The organism is Paenibacillus xylanivorans (assembly GCF_001280595.1).
Taxonomy (GTDB): Bacteria; Bacillota; Bacilli; order Paenibacillales; family Paenibacillaceae; genus Paenibacillus; species Paenibacillus xylanivorans.
Map to the genome: position 1 here is coordinate 507,993 of NZ_LITU01000059.1, position 18,124 is coordinate 526,116.

General features: G+C 47.0%; 17 protein-coding genes and 1 pseudogene. 9 read left to right on the plus strand and 9 right to left on the minus strand.

Annotated features, from left to right (window positions below; all coding sequences use genetic code 11):
• Window positions 1-104: 104 nt before the first annotated feature.
• A complete protein-coding gene (locus AMS66_RS15265; protein WP_053781587.1) occupies window positions 105-998 on the minus strand; it encodes a hypothetical protein in 894 nt (297 codons plus the stop codon).
• Between the two features lie 184 nt (window positions 999-1,182).
• Here AMS66_RS15265 and AMS66_RS15270 point away from each other — a divergent pair, with 184 nt between their 5' ends.
• Together AMS66_RS15270 and AMS66_RS15275 are read left to right on the plus strand one after the other, a co-directional pair.
• Window positions 1,183-1,854, plus strand: a complete 672-nt coding sequence (locus AMS66_RS15270) for a response regulator transcription factor (protein WP_053781588.1) — start codon at window positions 1,183-1,185, stop codon at window positions 1,852-1,854.
• Entirely contained in the window at window positions 1,851-3,260 is a 1,410-nt protein-coding gene (locus tag AMS66_RS15275; RefSeq protein ID WP_053781589.1) for a HAMP domain-containing sensor histidine kinase, read from the plus strand. Before AMS66_RS15270 ends, AMS66_RS15275 begins: the two co-directional genes overlap by 4 nt.
• A gap of 124 nt (window positions 3,261-3,384) precedes the next feature.
• Here the strand turns inward: AMS66_RS15275 and AMS66_RS15280 are convergent, their stop codons facing one another.
• A complete protein-coding gene (locus AMS66_RS15280; protein ID WP_053781590.1) occupies window positions 3,385-3,960 on the minus strand; it encodes an undecaprenyl-diphosphatase in 576 nt (191 codons plus the stop codon).
• Between the two features lie 126 nt (window positions 3,961-4,086).
• Here AMS66_RS15280 and AMS66_RS15285 point away from each other — a divergent pair, with 126 nt between their 5' ends.
• Window positions 4,087-4,752 carry a phosphatase PAP2 family protein gene (locus tag AMS66_RS15285; protein WP_053781591.1) on the plus strand — a complete coding sequence of 222 codons (666 nt, stop codon included), beginning with the start codon at window positions 4,087-4,089 and terminating at the stop codon, window positions 4,750-4,752.
• Window positions 4,753-4,973: 221 nt separating this feature from the next.
• On the opposite strand, the gene AMS66_RS15290 is transcribed toward AMS66_RS15285, so the two are convergent.
• Window positions 4,974-6,407: a glycoside hydrolase family 1 protein gene (locus AMS66_RS15290; RefSeq protein WP_053781592.1), complete on the minus strand. Its 1,434-nt coding sequence runs from the start codon at window positions 6,405-6,407 to the stop codon at window positions 4,974-4,976.
• A 345-nt stretch (window positions 6,408-6,752) separates the two neighbouring features.
• On the opposite strand from AMS66_RS15290, the gene AMS66_RS15295 reads away from it, so the two are divergent.
• Entirely contained in the window at window positions 6,753-7,694 is a 942-nt protein-coding gene (locus tag AMS66_RS15295; protein ID WP_236703411.1) for a helix-turn-helix transcriptional regulator, read from the plus strand.
• Between the two features lie 71 nt (window positions 7,695-7,765).
• Window positions 7,766-8,581, plus strand: a complete 816-nt coding sequence (locus tag AMS66_RS15300; RefSeq protein ID WP_053781593.1) for a class I SAM-dependent methyltransferase — start codon at window positions 7,766-7,768, stop codon at window positions 8,579-8,581.
• Between the two features lie 103 nt (window positions 8,582-8,684).
• Here the strand turns inward: AMS66_RS15300 and AMS66_RS15305 are convergent, their stop codons facing one another.
• From AMS66_RS15305 to AMS66_RS15315, 3 genes are all read right to left on the minus strand, one after another.
• Entirely contained in the window at window positions 8,685-9,452 is a 768-nt protein-coding gene (locus tag AMS66_RS15305; protein WP_236703412.1) for a hypothetical protein, read from the minus strand.
• Window positions 9,453-9,565: 113 nt separating this feature from the next.
• Window positions 9,566-9,982, minus strand: a complete 417-nt coding sequence (locus AMS66_RS15310; protein WP_053781595.1) for a hypothetical protein — start codon at window positions 9,980-9,982, stop codon at window positions 9,566-9,568.
• Between the two features lie 277 nt (window positions 9,983-10,259).
• Entirely contained in the window at window positions 10,260-11,540 is a 1,281-nt protein-coding gene (locus tag AMS66_RS15315; protein ID WP_053781596.1) for a helix-turn-helix transcriptional regulator, read from the minus strand.
• A gap of 200 nt (window positions 11,541-11,740) precedes the next feature.
• Here AMS66_RS15315 and fabV point away from each other — a divergent pair, with 200 nt between their 5' ends.
• Window positions 11,741-12,931 carry an enoyl-ACP reductase FabV gene (gene fabV, locus AMS66_RS15320; protein WP_053781597.1) on the plus strand — a complete coding sequence of 397 codons (1,191 nt, stop codon included), beginning with the start codon at window positions 11,741-11,743 and terminating at the stop codon, window positions 12,929-12,931.
• 99 nt (window positions 12,932-13,030) lie between these two features.
• Here the strand turns inward: fabV and AMS66_RS15325 are convergent, their stop codons facing one another.
• From AMS66_RS15325 to AMS66_RS15335, 3 genes are all read right to left on the minus strand, one after another.
• Window positions 13,031-14,263 (minus strand): DNA glycosylase AlkZ-like family protein, encoded by a 1,233-nt coding sequence (locus AMS66_RS15325; RefSeq protein ID WP_236703413.1) that lies wholly within the window; start codon window positions 14,261-14,263, stop codon window positions 13,031-13,033.
• A gap of 147 nt (window positions 14,264-14,410) precedes the next feature.
• Window positions 14,411-14,635, minus strand: coding sequence for a hypothetical protein (locus AMS66_RS15330; RefSeq protein WP_053781599.1), 225 nt, complete (start codon window positions 14,633-14,635; stop codon window positions 14,411-14,413).
• A 97-nt stretch (window positions 14,636-14,732) separates the two neighbouring features.
• Window positions 14,733-15,329 carry a restriction endonuclease gene (locus AMS66_RS15335; RefSeq protein WP_053781600.1) on the minus strand — a complete coding sequence of 199 codons (597 nt, stop codon included), beginning with the start codon at window positions 15,327-15,329 and terminating at the stop codon, window positions 14,733-14,735.
• 256 nt (window positions 15,330-15,585) lie between these two features.
• On the opposite strand from AMS66_RS15335, the gene AMS66_RS15340 reads away from it, so the two are divergent.
• The 3 genes and pseudogenes from AMS66_RS15340 (at window position 15,586) to AMS66_RS15345 (ending at window position 18,021) form a co-directional block, all read left to right on the plus strand.
• On the plus strand, window positions 15,586-16,857 hold the full coding sequence (locus AMS66_RS15340; protein ID WP_053781601.1) for a hypothetical protein: 1,272 nt from the start codon (window positions 15,586-15,588) through the stop codon (window positions 16,855-16,857).
• Between the two features lie 351 nt (window positions 16,858-17,208).
• Window positions 17,209-17,310: pseudogene (locus tag AMS66_RS34715) on the plus strand (putative RNA methyltransferase); the annotation flags it as partial.
• Between the two features lie 9 nt (window positions 17,311-17,319).
• Window positions 17,320-18,021, plus strand: a complete 702-nt coding sequence (locus AMS66_RS15345; protein WP_160319692.1) for a methyltransferase domain-containing protein — start codon at window positions 17,320-17,322, stop codon at window positions 18,019-18,021.
• Window positions 18,022-18,124 lie beyond the last annotated feature (103 nt).

An 18,124-nucleotide genomic window follows, 5' to 3' on the forward strand; every position in this document is an offset into this window, starting at 1 on the left:
TTTACATTTCATAATTATGGAATATTATAACACACTAAAAAAAATCCCTTTTATGGGGATTTTTTTCGATCTATCGCTTGGTTTTTGATTCAATGTCCTTATCATTATTTCAGAAAAGACTGAGAAATCTGTTTTGCTGTATCCATCATAACCGAATTACCGGCCATCACTGTTAAAATACTCGCTCGGGTATCCACATCCATTTTCTTCAGAATATCAATCGTTTTGGCGGAATCGGTCTGGAACAATTTTTGAATCAGCTTGGCTGCACTTGGGGAAGACATTTTCGAGAAGGTATGTACCAGTTCCTGGACTGATTGGCTGGCTATGTCGCTGTTTTGCTTATTGATTTTACGCTGAATGAGCGCAAGCTCACGATCCGTAACCACGGAGCGAGGCTTCATTTGCACCGAAAGGCTACCAACCCGTTCCGGGTCCATTTTACTCCAGATTTGCGCTCTCTGTTCTGTGGACATCTCGGTCATTGCATACACGATCTCCAGATCGGTCAATTGTACAAGTACAGCAGCAGCCTTGCTTGGAGGCATATCGGCGTAAGTCCTGGCAATGTCCTTGGCTGCGGCAATATGATCCGTTGAAGGTACAGCTGGCACCGTCGACGTTGTAGAAGCTGTGGCCTGTGACTGAACGGATTGCTGTGCTTGCGACGACGCTCCAGATGGTGCTGTCTGAGCTTGACTGACTGGATTGGCAGATACAGCAGGCGGTGTGGCACGAACTCCGACTGCATTCTCTACAGCATGCAATACGGTGTCCTTGACAGACGGATCCAGGAATAATGCCACTGCTCCGGTAGCGCCAATACAGATCAGGGCAACAAGCCACCCCATCCCGGATGATTTTTTCTTCGTTGAAGTTTTGGATGTGCTCTTGGCTGGTTCAGGTTTGATCTTGTCATTAGGCGTTTTGAGGGGTGTCCTTGCACTATTGGCGGGTGTTCTTGAACCAATGGATTGAACCCGATTCGGCTGGCTCATTATGATCACTTCTCTCTCGTACTGGGGTTAAGCCCAGTCTAGACCTTCTGCATTAGAATTTGATAAGAAAACCGCATTACTTCTTTTATTCTTTTCTAATTTGAATGTTGTACACTGGACTTGGTAAGCTTAACCTGTAAGCTCGATCTGACTGCTTCCAAATTTAAGGAATGGACCGATTCTGATGAGAAACATATTGCTGATTGAAGATGAGAAAAACCTGGCTCGCTTTATAGAACTGGAATTGCAGCATGAAGCCTACACGGTCAGTGTAGCCTACGATGGAAGACACGGACTTGAACTGGCACTCGAAAAGGAGTGGGATCTGATCCTGCTCGATCTAATGCTGCCCGGCCTTAACGGCGTAGAGGTGTGCAGGAGAATACGCAACATCAAACAAACACCCATTATTATGATTACGGCTCGTGATGGTGTAATGGATCGCGTCATGGGACTCGACAGCGGAGCCGATGATTATATTCCGAAGCCTTTTGCCATTGAAGAGCTGCTTGCACGGATGAGATCCTTATTTCGCCGTTCCAACACCGGCAGCGAACATTCCGTACTGATTCATCATGGATTGCATCTGGATCTGGAGGCGCGCATTTTCAAGAAAGACGGAGAGGTTGTTGAATTAACCCGGCGCGAATTTGACCTGCTGGTGATCCTCATGCAAAATATGGGTCGTGTCATGACCCGGGAGATGCTGCTGGATCTGGTATGGGGATACGATGCTGACGTGGATACTAACGTGGTTGATGTCTACATCAGTTATTTGCGCAGTAAAATCGATGTGTCGGGCTCTCCCAGCTTTGTGCAGACGATACGAGGCTTGGGTTACGGGATTCAGAAATGATACGCTGGATTCGAACATATCTTCCCCGCTCCCATTGGTCTATCCGCTGGAAATTGACGATCTGGATTTCACTATTGCTGGGCACGCTGTTTATTGTGTATAACATCGTTCAATACTTTGTAATTAACGAATGGCTCATTGAACAGGAACAGCAAAATATGGAGAAAAGCATGATTGAGATGGAAAGTTACTTTCAAGAGAAAGAAGTGTCATCAGCGCAAATTGCAGACAACCGTTCTTTTATGACCAAGTTCAATCAGGAGAATCAGATGATCCGCATTCTGGATCAGGAAGGAACTGTGCTTCTTGAAGTATCCAACCGTCTTCCTGAACAGTGGGTCGAGCCGCAAACGGTGCAAAAACGCATTCTGATCAATGCATGGCACTACGAAGATCACCTGCTCATTATGAGATCACCACTCATAACCACAAATTTCAGCGGGACGATTGAAATGGTGACCAACCTGGAAAATACGGATAAACTAAGCGATATACTGCTGCTGGTCATGTTTGGCGGGGGGATTGCTGCTGTGGGTTTAAGCATTCTGGGCGCGATTGTCCTTTCACACCAGTTCGTCAAGCCTATTACGACCATGAATGCAACGATGATCAAGATTCAGCAGAAGGGACTTCATGAACGGGTGGATGTGCCGGATCAGCATGATGAGTTGACCAACCTCGCCCGAATGTTCAACCGACTGATGGATGAGCTGGAGCTTTCGTTTCAGCAACAAAAGCAGTTTGTGGAAGATGCCTCGCACGAGTTGCGTACACCCGTAGCCATTATTGAAGGACATATTTCCCTGTTGAACCGTTGGGGCAAGCATGACCCGGACATTTTGAATGAATCCCTGGATGTTTCCGCCCAGGAGCTTAAACGGCTAAAAACGATAGTGAATGAACTGTTATTACTTAGCCAAGCCGAGTCTGGGCACATTGCAGTGGAAGCTGCGGTCGATCTTCGCCAGACGGTACAGCATGCGCTCACCAACGTTGTGCAGCTGTACCCGGATACTGCCTTTGACATTGATCTGGAGTATCTATCCGGTATTGAAGTGAAGATGCTTCCTCAACATCTGGAGCAGATCCTGCGGATTTTGGTTGATAATGCCGTTAAATATTCACCGATAACCAAAGAGATTCGGGTCCACGGAATGCGACGTGACAACGATGTATGTATTCAGATTGCCGATAAAGGCATGGGCATTCCAGCAGAGGATTTGCCGTATGTTTTTGACCGTTTCTACCGTGTTGATAAAGCCCGCAGTCGCGAACAAGGGGGGACCGGCTTGGGACTCGCCATTGCGGAACGCCTCGTCAAACGATACAACGGGCAGATATTCATCGATAGCCATGTAAATGAAGGAACGACCGTAACTGTCCTGCTTCCCGCATCTGCATCCTGAATGTCGGAAACCAACACCGGACATGATAAGGAGGGCTGCACAACAGCCCTCTTTTTTACCACTACAGTGTGGCCTCCTTACTTCCGGCGGAACAGCTGATTCGCCGCTTCGGGTGAACAGCCGCTCATTTGCGGTTTTCTGATTGGAGTGTTCTCGCTTGATGAGGGATGAACAGGGCTGGAAGTTTCATACGGATGAAAATCCGCCCGATTCCCCAGGCGCTTGCCACACCAATGAGCGCGCCGGCAGTTACATCCGAGGGATAGTGTACACCAGACCATACGCGAGCAATTGCAATGAAAGTGGCGATGAGAACCCACCCCCACCGATACCTGACGCGACCCAGCCAAAATGCAGCGGCACATGCAAAGGCAACCGTCGCATGATCACTTGGAAAGGATGCATCAGCGCTATGGTTGATTAATTGAATCACCGAATGGGTCACAAATGGCCGGTCTCTGTGAAGCAAGTGACCTGTAACAAAGCTGACGGCAGTCCCCGCACATGCTGCCAATATGGCTTGCAGCACAATCATGCGTTTTTTTTGACTCTTCGATATCCAGTACACAAACATTCCCGCAGGAAACATAAAAAGGGCATATTTCGCAAAAAATATCATGATGCCATCCAAATACGAGAGCTGCATCGCCTGCTGATTAATCCAATGAAAAAGCTGGTAATCAAATCGTATAAAAGACATAAGTTAATCCCCTTTTCCCAATTTAATGAACCTGCATCTAATCATAGCCCACTTTTCTGGGAGCAGCTTTAAGGGTAAATTAGAAAACGATAAGAAAACAGACATCCTGGAGGAACATAACCATTGATGCAAAATTTTAAAAAAAATATTTCCATTCCGTTGCTCGCCGCAGCTCTAAGCCTTGTTGTATTTGCTATCATCGCCCTGTCCATCAGCGATAATCAGATTCACCGATTTGACGACATCCTGATAACCTGGATTCAGGGCATGGAATCCCCTGGCATGACCCGGTGGATGGAGCTGTTCACCTGGATTGGCAGCGGCTTGCCCGTCGTCGCTATTACCCTCATTTCGATGATCGTTTTGTATGTCTTTTTAGGACATCGACGGGAGCTTCTTTTTTTGGGCTGTGTCATCGCAGGCTCTGCAATACTGAACACCCTGCTGAAGCTCGTGTTTCAGCGTGCGCGCCCCACCATTCACCGGATCATTGAAGCGACCGGGTACAGCTTCCCCAGCGGACACTCCATGGCAGCGTTCAGCCTGTACGGCGGACTGGCCTTCCTGATCTGGAAGCATGTACCCACAACAGCCGGACGAATAGCGATGATCATTGTGAGCGCAGCCTTCATCCTTACCATTGGCATGAGCCGCATCTATCTGGGCGTGCATTATCCCAGTGATGTAGTCGGAGGTTACTTTTTAAGCGGATGCTGGCTTGCTACATGCATATGGTTCTACCAGCGCTATCTGGAACGAATCTCCCTGCTTCAGTCTAAACCTCTGACTTGAACACGCTGGAAGCTGTACTAAAATGCGACTGCACAACTTCACATCGCGTGCATCTCCTGGCGCGCGGTTTAATGAATGCTACGCATCACGATGAACAGCCGTACGAACAAGCCTGCGTGGTCCTGCCGGAGCCATCGCTGAATACGTTAAAGAACCTCACGGGTGCTCCTGCTCCGGTGAGGTTCTTTAACGTCATTATGAAGCCGTTTTATAGTGCAAACCTAGAGCTCCTCGCCATTGGATTCAATGACTTTTTTGTACCAGTGGAAACTCTTCTTCGGTGTTCTGCTCAGATCACCATTTCCATCATTGTCCTTGTTCACATGAATGAAGCCGTAGCGTTTCTTCATCTCACCCGTGGATGCGCTGACCAAGTCGATACATCCCCACATCGTGTAAGCGATAAGCTCCACACCATCGGCAACTGCTTCTTTCATTTGTTCAATGTGGCCTCTCAAATAATCAATGCGATAGTCATCCTGAATGGAGCCATCTTCCTCCACTACATCCACCGCACCCAATCCGTTCTCCACAACCATCAATGGAATCTGGTAACGGTCATACAGGTGGTTCAGGGTGTAACGCAATCCTTTCGGATCAATCTGCCAGCCCCAATCAGAAGCTTCCAAATACGGATTCTTGATGCCGCCCAGCAGATTTCCCTCTGCTCTATCCAACGACTCATCCGCACTCTCGACCAAGGACATGTAATAGCTAAAGGAATAGAAGTCTACGCAGCCTTCACGCAGAGCCTGTGCATCTTCCGGCTGCATCTCGATCTGGATGCCTTCTTCGGCGAAGAAACGTTTGGCGAATCCAGGATATGCTCCACGAACCTGTACGTCTCCACAGATCATGTTGGACAGTTGGTCCTTCTTCTGCGCGAGCAAAATATCGTCCGGGTTGCATGTATTCGGATATGTTGTCATGAAAGCGACCATACAGCCGATTTGGAAGTCAGGATTGATTTCATGTCCCAACTTCACCGCTTTTGCACTTGCAACAAATTGGTGATGCAGCGCCTGGAAGCGGGTCTGTGGATCATCAACGCCATCGATCAAAGTCTCTTTACCTTCAAACAGGATACCTGCAGCCATATAAGCCCCCATTGGCATCGTCAGACAGTTGATCTCATTAAAGGTCAGCCAGTATTTCACCTGATCTTTGTATCGGTTGAAGAGGGTTGTACAATATCGGATATAACAATCAATCACTTCGCGGGAAGCCCAGCCGTTATATTTCTGGGTCAGACCAAATGGAGTCTCGTAGTGAGAAATGGTCACGAGCGGCTCAATGTTGTACTTTTTCAACTCGGCAAAGACGTTGTCATAGAACTGCAATCCCTCTTCGTTTGGCTCCAGATCATAACCGTTCGGGTAGATTCTGGACCAGTTAATGGACATGCGGAACATTTTGAAGCCCATTTCGGCCATCAAGGCAATATCCTCTTTGTAATGACCATAAAAATCAACCGCTTCATGGCTCGGATAATACGTGCCCTCTTCCAGTACAGTCGTAATCCGCCGCGGTATGGTGTGCGTTCCACCTGTCATCATATCGGAAGTACTTGGGCCTTTACCACCCTTGTCCCATCCACCTTCAAACTGATTAGCGGCCGTTGCGCCACCCCAGAAAAATCCGTCTTTCATCGACATCATCAATTCCTCCTTCATTTTTAACTCATTTCTAAATTAAGTACTTGATGTTATGCAGTAGCCGTTCCGGTCACGAATCGTTCTTCTGATCGCTGTTATCCTCGGATTTCTTTTATTCCCCTTTCTAAGTGGAAAAATCCGATGATAGCGTATGCTTCCGAAGTAGCTTTCTTACAGAAAGCTTTTAGGCTAACACTTCGTTTCTTCAGAATCGATTTCATCCCCTTCACTACTTTGCAATAAATCAAAAACTAATTATAAGACTGAGCTAAAATGTCTTGGTGAGACTCTAACACAAGTGTACCACCCATACCCTGACACCTATTGTCATGGTATAATGTCGGCATGGAAAATAACCGATTATTCAGAATGCTATTGCTGTTATTGGAGAAAAAGAAAGCTACCGCCCCCGAACTCGCGCGTTTGTTCGAGATATCCGTGCGCACGGTGTACCGTGATATCGACAGACTAAGTGCAGCAGGTATCCCCGTATACACGACAACCGGAAAGCATGGCGGCATCCATCTCATGGACAACTTTGTCATGGACAAATCTCTGTTGTCCGAAGATGATCAGAATGAAATTTTGCTTGGATTATATAGCGTCAGCGCTATCCCTCACCTTAACACTGCCCATATGCTCAAACGTTTAACCGCCCTGTTTGATCACAAGCTGGATTGGATCGAGTTCGATTTTTCACCATGGGGCAGCATCCCACTACAAGAGAGGGAACTGTTCAATCAGGTCAAACAGGCGATATTTACGAATCAATGGATTACGTTTCACTATGTCAATTCGGATGGAGAGAGGAGTGTCCCGACCGTTGAGCCTCTCAAACTTTTGTTCAAGAACAGTACCTGGTATTTCAAGGGATACATCCACGACGAGCACGACCGAAACGAATTTCAGACGTTCAAAATGAAACGCATCACCCAGCTGAAATTTCTGCCGAGGGTTTCCAAGAACAGCATGAACATCGGTACAATGGCAAATGAGGCTCACGTCTCTATTAACCAAACCGCTCTGGTACTGTCGTTCTCCAACTCAATTGCGTATAGGGTTTATGATTTTTTTGAACCGTCACGCGTTGAAAAAGAGCCCGACGGTAGGCTGCGCGTTGCCCTTGAACTGAATGAAGGAGAATGGCTTTACTCCTTCCTGATGTCGTTCGGTTCAGACCTGACCGTAGTTAAACCTCCTCATATTGGACAGGAACTGCTCAGACGACATATCAAAGCAGTAGAACATTTGCAACAGGTCGTTAACAACGGGGTGAAAAATGAATGATATAATGAAGCTCTGATCATCTTTTGATCTTTTGGTTTCCTATCCGTCCATTTCCTGAAGGAGGTTTGCCCATGCAAGACATTAGACGTAACAATGTGGAACGATTCAAAGGTTTCGGTACGTTATATGACCAGAACCGACCTGCTGCGCCCACCGAGGTCGTGGATATTTTGACGAACTATTTGGGTAGCAAACCTCGTATGGTCGCGGATATTGGCTGTGGTACCGGATTATCCTCATGGATTTGGCTAAATGAGGCAGAACGTGTTATTGGCGTCGAGCCAAGCGATGATATGAGAGCTGTCGCAGAGTCCAAATGGGAAGCGGCAGGCAAACCGGACCATCTTCGCTTTGTCTCCGGCCTGTCCCACGAACTGGGACTACCTGATGGCAGTGTGGATATCGTGACCTGCTCACAGTCGTTCCACTGGATGGAGCCCCAATCCACACTGCGCGAATTTGCGCGTGTACTGCGTCCAGGAGGCATATTTGCTGCCTACGACTGTGACTGGCCACCAGTGATTGATTGGCAATTGGAACAAGCCTATCTGCAGCTGAATACGGAGGCAGATCATCGGGCGGCCAGTCTGGCCCTCCAGGAAAATCAGGCACATAAATGGAGTAAAGACGGACATTTGCAGCAGATAAAGCAGTCCGGCTTGTTCCGTTATTCGCATGAAATTGTATTTCATCATCGGGAAACGTTCGATGCGGATCGTTACGTCAATCTGGCACTCAGCCAAGGAGGCCTGCAAACGGCAGTGAAACTCGGAGCCACTGATCTGCTCACAGTAGCAGACGAGTTCAGACAGCTGGCTACCCGCATATTTGACGGAGAATCGAGACAAGTTCTATTCTCTTATCGGATGCGCCTGGGCATCGTCTGATTTAAGCTAAGCTCATCCAGATTCTCTCCAAAACAAAATACACAAAAAGAAACCTGCACCATCACTTGAATCGTGATGGTGCAGGTTTTTTGTTCAAACAGCATCAGGATGAGAAAAGGTCACTTAACTGTCCCTCCTGTACATTCAGTGCCAGCACCAACTTTGACGGGTCCTGCTTCGAGTAGATCACGTTAATAATATGGCCTTGCTGAACCTGAGGTAGGGTAGATGGATAAATTTCCTTTGGTGTGGTCACCTTAAACGTCTCTCCATTTGACTTCGTTACACTAAGCGTAAGCTGAAGTTTGATTTTGCCATTACCTCCGCTTCCAAGTGGAGTAACATCCAAAATTTTGGCCAACGCTTTCTCGCCCGTTCGTGCAATATCCATCATCTCAGGTGCCACGCCATACTGCACCATCTTCTCATCCAGCAATTGCTGCATATCTTCCTGAGACAGTCTTCCTTTCAGATCAAGCCCTACCCTGCGTTCATCCTTCACAGAGACCACTAAAGGAATAAAGCTGCCCGGCTGAAACTGAGCCAATGACGTCAACGGTATAATCGTTCTCAACTCGGTATCGTATTTCTCACGCCCTTTAAGCGAGACGGTCAGGCCCAGTCGAACTTCCGGCTGCTCATTAATATACGTACCCGTCTGCTGGATACTTTTAATGACACCAACCGCTGGTAATCCTGACTTCACCCTCCCAACGCCGAAGATATTAGTCAAAATGGAGGGAATAAAGATCAGCCCAAATCCGGCAAAAATGGCTGGTGTATACCACCATGCCTGTTTAATAATAAAAGAATCATTCCACAACTGCTCTAACAGAAATGGGGAGAACCCTACCCCAAATACAGTCAACACACCGACCAATCTCAGGAAACCTACCATCTGCCCCACCCTCTCTATATCTCTATTATTCGTTGTTAATTGTATTCAATAAATGATAGCCTGCTCTTTTGTAGTTCGAACACCTTCTAGACGGACAACAGCCCCATGTAAATTAGCTCGGACGGATTCGCCGGATTTTGACCCAATCCCACTCGATCTCCCACACGCGGAATCTGCATCTTAGACACCAGTGTTTCCAATGTTCGCTGATACTGACTGCCATTCGTCTCTGTTACTTCCAGAACAAGTACAACAATTGGATCAAAATTGATTAGCTTGCCCGTATCGGTAATCGTGATTACCGTGGCTGTTGCGGTTAAGGGAAGGGAACCACTTGCCGCCAGTTGTGCCTGCTTCGCCGAATCCAGGCTCTGATTGATTGCTTCCCGATGTTCCTTTGAGACGAAACCTTTCATCATCATGCCGCTGAGTCCTTTATTCATCATTTTATCTGCCTTCGCAATCGCATCTTCCTGTTTGTTCTTTTTACCAAACCATCCCATAATGAACACCTCGTTTTTTTTGTTTTTAGTTATAGTTAAAGTATAAACAGGACGGCTTGTCCTTGAATACCCTTTTGACTGCATACAAAAGAAACGAAAAATCCGACGATTAAACCAATGGATTTTCGTTTCTTTAGCATGCATTTGGGGTGAATCCGCAAAAAAAGAGCCGTAAAACGACTCTTAAATGAAAGGTTGGCAGGCATATTTTGTGCCTAATGCAATGGTATTGAACAAAATCATGCAAAAAAACGGCTGTTCCAAGCCGATTTTTGATCTATTTTTTGCGCAACAGGTACACTAGCTTCCGATAATACATGGCGGCTTCCTTATATTTTCGCTGATCCTCAGACACCACGGCCATTCCCTCATATAAAGGTTCAAGTCGCATGACATGCTGTACGGACTCAAAATAAGGCAAACACGCGAGAGCACGCTCCATGAACACTTCACGATCTCCATGCGCAAGAGCCAGATGGCTCTGGTAGAAGGTTGCGCTCATCTGCTGATCCGGAGTCGATGCACATTGGAGAAGTTGATCCACACTCTGCGCAAGTACACCCCAGTTTTTTCGTGCCAGAGCCACTTCACACCGATACACACTGACTAATGGCTTCATGGCTTGCTGTGTTTCTTCCGGTTCCTGCTGCAACAGGGATTCGAATCGCTCAATCTCCGACTGCGCCTGATCCAGCTCCCCCGTCATCGTTAACATGACAATCCGATTGTTCGCAATGGCTGTAACCAGATCGCCCTGATTGCCGGCATACACCAGATTCGCCTCTGCCATTGTCAATGCCGAGAGCGCCTCCTGCACAAGTCCCATCGCAAAGCAATATCCGCTGTACGCCACATATAAACCGGACAACCGATGAAACAGCCGCTGATCATAGACATGTCGCATTGTGAGATCAAACACCTGCTTGGCTTCCTCGTACTGCTTAACCTGGATATAAGCTTCCATCTTGATATTCTGCACAGACAGCCAGAATTCACTTCCAGGAAGGGCCAACTCACTGAGTCTGGTTGCATGCGTTAACACATCCACATAGGCAAGCTTGGAACGATAGTATTGCACTTTGTAATATAATAACGCCTTCGCTAGCGGCCGTGGCAAATCTACATCGTCAGGACGACCGTATTTCTCCAGATAAAAATTCAAATAGGAGGTATGTATATATTCATGAGCTGCTGCATCATTTAGTTGCTGATAATAGACCGCCTTCATCAGAGCCGTGGTCAGCTCTACTGTCAGCGCATCATCCCGATCCTCCAGCGCGTGCACGATATCTTCTGCTATCACCGAAGCTGGAACTGACATTTGTTCAAAAATAGCCTCTGCCCGCGCCAGTGTTTCCTCATCCTGTGCAGAAGCATTTAACAGATAGGAAGTCGTAACGCCAAGACGTGACGCAATAGCCTCTGCCAGATCTTCAGGGAGTGGATAACGATCGGCCAGAATATTGGCAAAGTGAGCCTGCGTGACCAGACCTTCCACGAGGTCTTTGCGGGAGATTTGCTTTCTTTTGCTCAGATATTCAATCCGTTCCTTCAGCATGGCTTGCCTTCCTTTCGTTTCAATCCTTAGAATCTACTATATAATAGCATCCCGGATGTGAAGCTGGAATACCCGTCTTTTAGCCAAATCCATCGAAACGGTTTCCGTTTCGGAGGCAATTGTTTTACAATAAGGAAGTATGTACAAGAGCATTATCCAATAATGATGAACAAGAGTTGAATATGAAAGGATGCAAATGAATGATTATTAAACCAAGAACACGTGGTTTTATTTGTACAACTTCCCATCCTGTAGGCTGTGCTGCACAAGTACAGGAACAAATTGATTATGTAAAATCCCAACCGCAATTGAACGGACCGCGTAACGTACTCGTCATTGGAGCCTCCACTGGATATGGACTCGCTTCGCGCATCGTATCCGCATTTGGTGCCGGAGCCAACACCATCGGCATTTACCGCCCAAGCAGCTCCACAGAAAAACGTACGGCTTCAGCAGGCTGGTACAACTCCGCTGCATTTGAGAAGGCGGCTGAAGAAGCAGGACTGAAATCATACAGCATTACAGGCGACGCCTTTGCCAATGAAACAAGAGAAAAGACCGTCGAACTGATTCGAAGTGAACTCGGTCAGGTTGACCTCGTGGTCTACAGCGTAGCCTCGGCACGCCGTACCGATCCGAACACAGGTGAAGTATTCAACTCGGTGCTCAAACCGATCGGACAATCGTACACGAACAAAACAGTCAATTTCCATACGGGAGAAGTGACGTCCGTTACGATTGATCCGGCAAGTGAAGATGAACTTCAACAGACGGTGAAGGTTATGGGTGGAGACGATTGGGAACTGTGGATGAACGCATTGCAAGAGGGCGGAGTACTCGCCGATCATGCAACAACCATTGCTTTTTCCTATATCGGCCCTGAACTTACTCATGCGATCTATCGTGATGGTTCCATCGGTCAAGCCAAGAATCATCTGGAAGCGACAGCACACAAGTTGAATGATCGTCTGAGTGCAAAGGGCGGACGCGCTTACCTCACGGTAGCCAAAGCGCTGGTAACCCAATCGAGCTCCGCAATTCCAGTGGTGCCGCTGTATATCTCTGCATTGTACAAAGTCATGAAAGAAAAAGGCTTGCACGAAGGCTGCATCGAGCAATTACAACGCTTGTTCGCTGATCGCCTGTATGCGGGTGGAGAAGTTCCGACCGATGCAGAAGGCCGCATCCGTATCGATGATTGGGAGATGAGAGCGGACGTTCAGGAAGAAGTAGCGAAGCTCTGGAACGAGCTGAACACCGAAAACATCTACGATCTGTCCGATCTGGAAGGATACCGTCAAGAGTTCTTCCAACTGTTTGGTTTCGAAACCGACGGCGTGGATTATGAAGCAGATGTTGATCCGAATGTTGAAGTACCACATCTGCGTTAATTGAAAACAAATCTACTGAGGGAGTGTAGTAACAAGCTTATTACAAGTCCAGATCAGTCTTTGGGGAGCTATTGCTCCCCTTTTTGGTGTCTAACGATTCTACAAAATCGACTTGAGCTGCTTTTTCAGTTCTTTCGGCACTGTCTTCTCTACCGTAATGGTTCGTGCTCCATGTGTGGTTGCAAAAAATTGGAGCCCCTCCCGAAAGTCCGCGATCCATTCCTCCACAGGCGGAGCAGTCTCTTCCATCGATAATAACCGAACAGTTAACACGCCCGTTTTGCGATCCAGTCGTGGGTCCATGCGTCCAATCAGCCGATCTCCGTGAAGAATGGGCATGGCGTAATAACCGTAGGTACGTTTCACCTCTGGTGTGTAAATCTCCCACTTATAATGAAAATCAAATAAATCCACAATCCGTTCCCTTCTCCACAGCAAATTGTCCAGCGGGGGCAGGAATCGAACCGGACCTGATGAATCATAGTGCGTCTCTTCCCTTTCCATCTCCAGTAACAAACCTTCGTCTTCTGCACGGATGTAATAAGGCGTCGCAACGTCCTCTACCTCCAGCGGGATCATGCGACCATCTGCAACACGTGCAGCCATATCATTCCGCCGTTCAGCAGCGGTGGATTTCATCCAGCCCAATCGTGGATCTCGCACGTCCACGACCCGATATGCATGAATGTACTTGTCCATGAGTACCTGCCTTTGAGCCAAAATATCGATATCCGCTGACATTGATCGACCTTGCTCCAGCAGTCCGGATTCCGTAATCTGAAAATAACGTTCGTTCCCCTGTCTCGCCACGACACGAATGGCTGCCGAATCCAGAAGCAGGTTTAACGCCAGCGTGGTATCCTTCGTTTTCGGCACATCCGCATTGTCCCAATATCCGCTTACCCGTTCGACGGCACGGAAAGCTCTTGAAGGTAGCGGTCCCTCTTCTTCCAAACGCTTCAGCACATGCTGCACTGTATTCTCCAGCCCCTGCAGTGACGGAGCCAGTCGATCGCGTAATCGGGCACGCACAGGTTCGAACAGAGCATAGTCTTCAATCGGAATAACACATGCGGCATTGGCAAAATATTCGAACACTTTATGATCACTCAGCAAGGTATGTAGATCATCGGAGTTATACCCCGGATCACGGGCACTCAGCACCAAATGCTGATTTCCGGTTACAGCGGCGACAGGATCAATCTGTACGCAGCCAAGGGAGCGGATCAGCTGCATCACCTGTTCAGGGCCCGAAGGCAAGTAAGCGGCGGGCCAACGTCCTAATAAAGATTGCGTTTGCAGCAAAAAACGCCGAACGATTTTCTTATTCATGCGAAGCGCTGTTGTCATATGTAGGATTCTTCCTTTCATTGAAGATAGGAGGATGTGTTGTATTAGCAATTCAAAAGAGATACATTGATTTTAACAGTCCAAGGGATGTCATTCCAACCGGAGGAAGATCTTTTTTCAATTGGATGCTTATGCAGTACTCCGCACACGATAGACAAAAGAAAAAGAAGCACCACCATCCTGGGTCCGCTTCTTGTGTTTGACCTTTTGCAATTTTTCCTGTTTCGTGGGCATCATTCGAACATGCTGGGATAATGCTCCATAATCTCCGTTTACTCTTCGACCTTGCTCCGGACACCATTGTCCAGACCGCTCTGCTTTGCGCAATGTTTTTTGCGTTTGTGTACGTGCCATATAATAAACACTCTCCCTTGGTTGGTATGCACTCAATATTATCATGTGCAGTCAGACAAGTGAAGGTGATCTACGCGGATTCAACGTCGTTCCTCTACTAACGCGGAACTCTTTTTCTCCTCGACTGCCAAGTTTCCACAGGTTCCTGATCGTCTTCCTCAATCAATTCCAATGCTTCCTCCATTCTTCTGGACTTAAACAGCGTGATCAAGTCCATCAGATCTTCCCGATCCAGCAGCTTCACCCCGTTGACTGCCGCCAACGTCCGACATGCTTCCGTATATCTGGCTGAGGTGAGCACGATGGATCTATCTGCTTCATAATAACGCATGGACGTGTAAATCTCCTGCACTGCGCTGAGTCCAACCGGATGATTCGCTCCGTAACGTTTGGCCTGAATGACATTAGTTCTGCCTGCTCTATCCACAAACACAAGGTCCGCACCAAAATCTCGGCTGCTTGTGGTCTTATGTACTTCGGCATAACCGAGTTGTTCGAATAGATGATACAGGTACAGTTCAAATTCCGATCCATCCTGCATTTTATCGATATCCTTAATCGTAATCTTACGCGGATTGGCCTCACTTCGTATGCGCTGCCCTCGCCGAATGACTCGACGAATGATCCAGGCGATGAGCAGTAAAAGGACAATAATGCCTATACCCGCAGTGGTCATATTTTCATTCCAGTTCATGTCTGTTCTCCTTGTCGTTCCTCTAATCTAGCAGGCTCGTACCCTTATCAGCCCTCGTCATCCGACTAAATATAGCAGACTTCTTTCTTAACAGAAAGAAGATGAATTCCCTGTAACCCTCGAACTTCTCCAAACAACAATAATATTATATCTCAACCATAAAAGGTTACAGACACTCAGGTTGAATTTCACATGTATGAAATGGTAGAATTCAACAATCGGTTCTATTTTGAACCGAAGAAAGGTGGTTTATAACTTGCATACATCCAACAAACGAAAGTCCAAAACATGGGCTGTGCTCATTCTCAGTGGCATGCTCCTCTTCAGCCTGCATACACCGAGTTACGCAGCAGAGTCTAATGCTCCACTGCCCAAGGCTGCGTGGACCTCATCATCCCTGGCACTCACTGAGGTGAACACGGAGAAAGACGTCATCATCAAAGAATTGAATGCTGTGCCTTCCAAAAACTTGGTATACGTTCATTCTTCACAGCCAGTCATCAAAACAAGTAGCAATACCAAGCTGGATTGGCAGCTGGATTCGCTCCAGGCACTGGATGCCACGACCGGACAATTGAAATGGAACGTTATTTTCCATGAGAAAAGTGGGCCTTATACAACCTACTCCAACTCCATATATACCAACAACGGCACAGCCTATGTATATATGGAATATTCGGATGGAACTAAGAAAGTATACTCGTATAATACATCCGGCAAAACCAACTGGGTCAAAACCGTAAATAACTCATCATCCATGTACCTTCTGGACGACGATACATTATTGATCGCTTCAAGCCCTGGTGTTCAATCGAACGGTTCCGTTCGTTCAGCCATCTCGCTGTATGACAAGAAGGGAAAACTGATTACGGAAAAAACAATCAACGGTGCTGTACTCAAAGCAGGCAGTGACCGGATCGTAGTCGATGCCAGCAAACAAACTAAAGTCGGAAGCTTCTGGCAAGCAGCGTCCAATCCAAAAGTGGAGATCTATGATCGCACGCTGAATCGTCTTTCCTTCTATCAGTTCCCAAGCAATGCCAACACCCTGGGTGATGGTGGCGGTGAATCGCTGGCCATTCTGGACGATGGTTCCGTGATCATGCGTGCCAATTTTGCAAACACAGGCAACAAGCTGATGGGATTTGGAACCGATGGCAAACTCGCCTGGGGCCGTGCTATTGCCGGTGATGCCTACGTTCAAACCGCTGGCAACGGTTATACCCTGTTTACAGGCCAAAAGCTGGAGCTGTACACCATGAAAGGCAAAGTCACAGAACGTACATTCAAAGATCAGCAGGAAGTGTTGATGGTCGTTGAGCGTACACAGGATGAAAATTACAAACTGAATTTTGCCAAATCCGGCTTTATTCTTGATCCGCAAACATTGGAAACGGTACATGAATATGCATTCGCTTCGAATCCTGGAATGCTCGATGGTTATTCAACGTACAGCGATCATATCATCTACCAGATCAATGACGATGCATTATCCAAGTATGTATTGAAGACAGCCACAGCTAAATAGTAAATGGAGCGCTCTGGTTGACCGACTAACGGTTAACAGGGCGCTCTGTTTTTTTCACAACGGTGTAGTCTTCCTTCCGTTTATCCTCTCTGCGCAAACTGTTATAATAGTATCGTTCACTTTTTCACCCTACTCTTGATTGGCAAAGGAGCGCAACCATCCTATGATTATTCAATTCATTCGATACAGATAACTTGGGGCATAACATAACCTCTTTTTTTAAGATGTACGATAGAGGTTTATTTGTTATGCCCTTTTCTTCAGTTATCCAGATCTGAATGAATGGGGTGTTATTCCATGTCAATCCAACGCAGAGAACGAAGTGCTGCGCTTATTTATCCATACATCCATATGCTTACATGTCCCATCTGTCATCACACAATGATAACGATTAGTCCGCATAGTATTCAATGTAGTTCCAAGCATACCTTTGATTTGGCAAGACAAGGCTATATCAATTTCATGACACGTTTTTTCAAGGGCAACTATGACAAACGGTTATTTTCGGCCAAAAGGAATATTTTATCTCAAACTGCGATCTATACGCCTCTGACCGAAATCATTCGCCATTGGATTGAAGGTTACTCCAATAGCAAGAGTCAGCCCTTGCATATTCTGGACGCAGGTGCAGGAGAGGGATCTCTTTTGAAGCAGATTACACAGAATACTTCATCTGTGGGCTGGGGGATCGACATCGCCAAAGAGGGTATTGCCATGGCTTCTTCTACCTACGACCAGCAAGTCTGGTTTGTTGGTGATCTTACTTATAGTCCCTTTGCAGAGGGGCAACTGGATGTGATCCTGAATATCCTCTCCCCTTCGAATTATGAAGAGTTCGGGCGAGTGATGAAGAAGGATGGCTGGATCATCAAAGTGATTCCCCGTTCCCGATATCTAATGGAAATGAGAGAGCTTTTGTTTCGGGACCGATCTCATCAACTAGACGGCAGAGAGCGTGTATTGCACCGATTTGCCCAGCATCATCATCTCGTAGACTGCATTCCGCTAACATACACTCTGCCCGTAACGGAAGTTATGAAGAATTCACTCATTCATATGACGCCACTCTCCTGGCATGGGACGGAATCAGCCATCGCCAGCGTTCAAGAGTCCTTATCGCAGATTACGATTGATTTAGAAATACTGGTAGGAAAACGAAGATAAGTTCTGTAGCTATTGAGGCAGCATTCTCTTGATCATTGAACAATCAAAAAAGCCGGGAAAGTTCTGTTGGAACATTGGTATTATCCCTGTCAAGTAGACACTT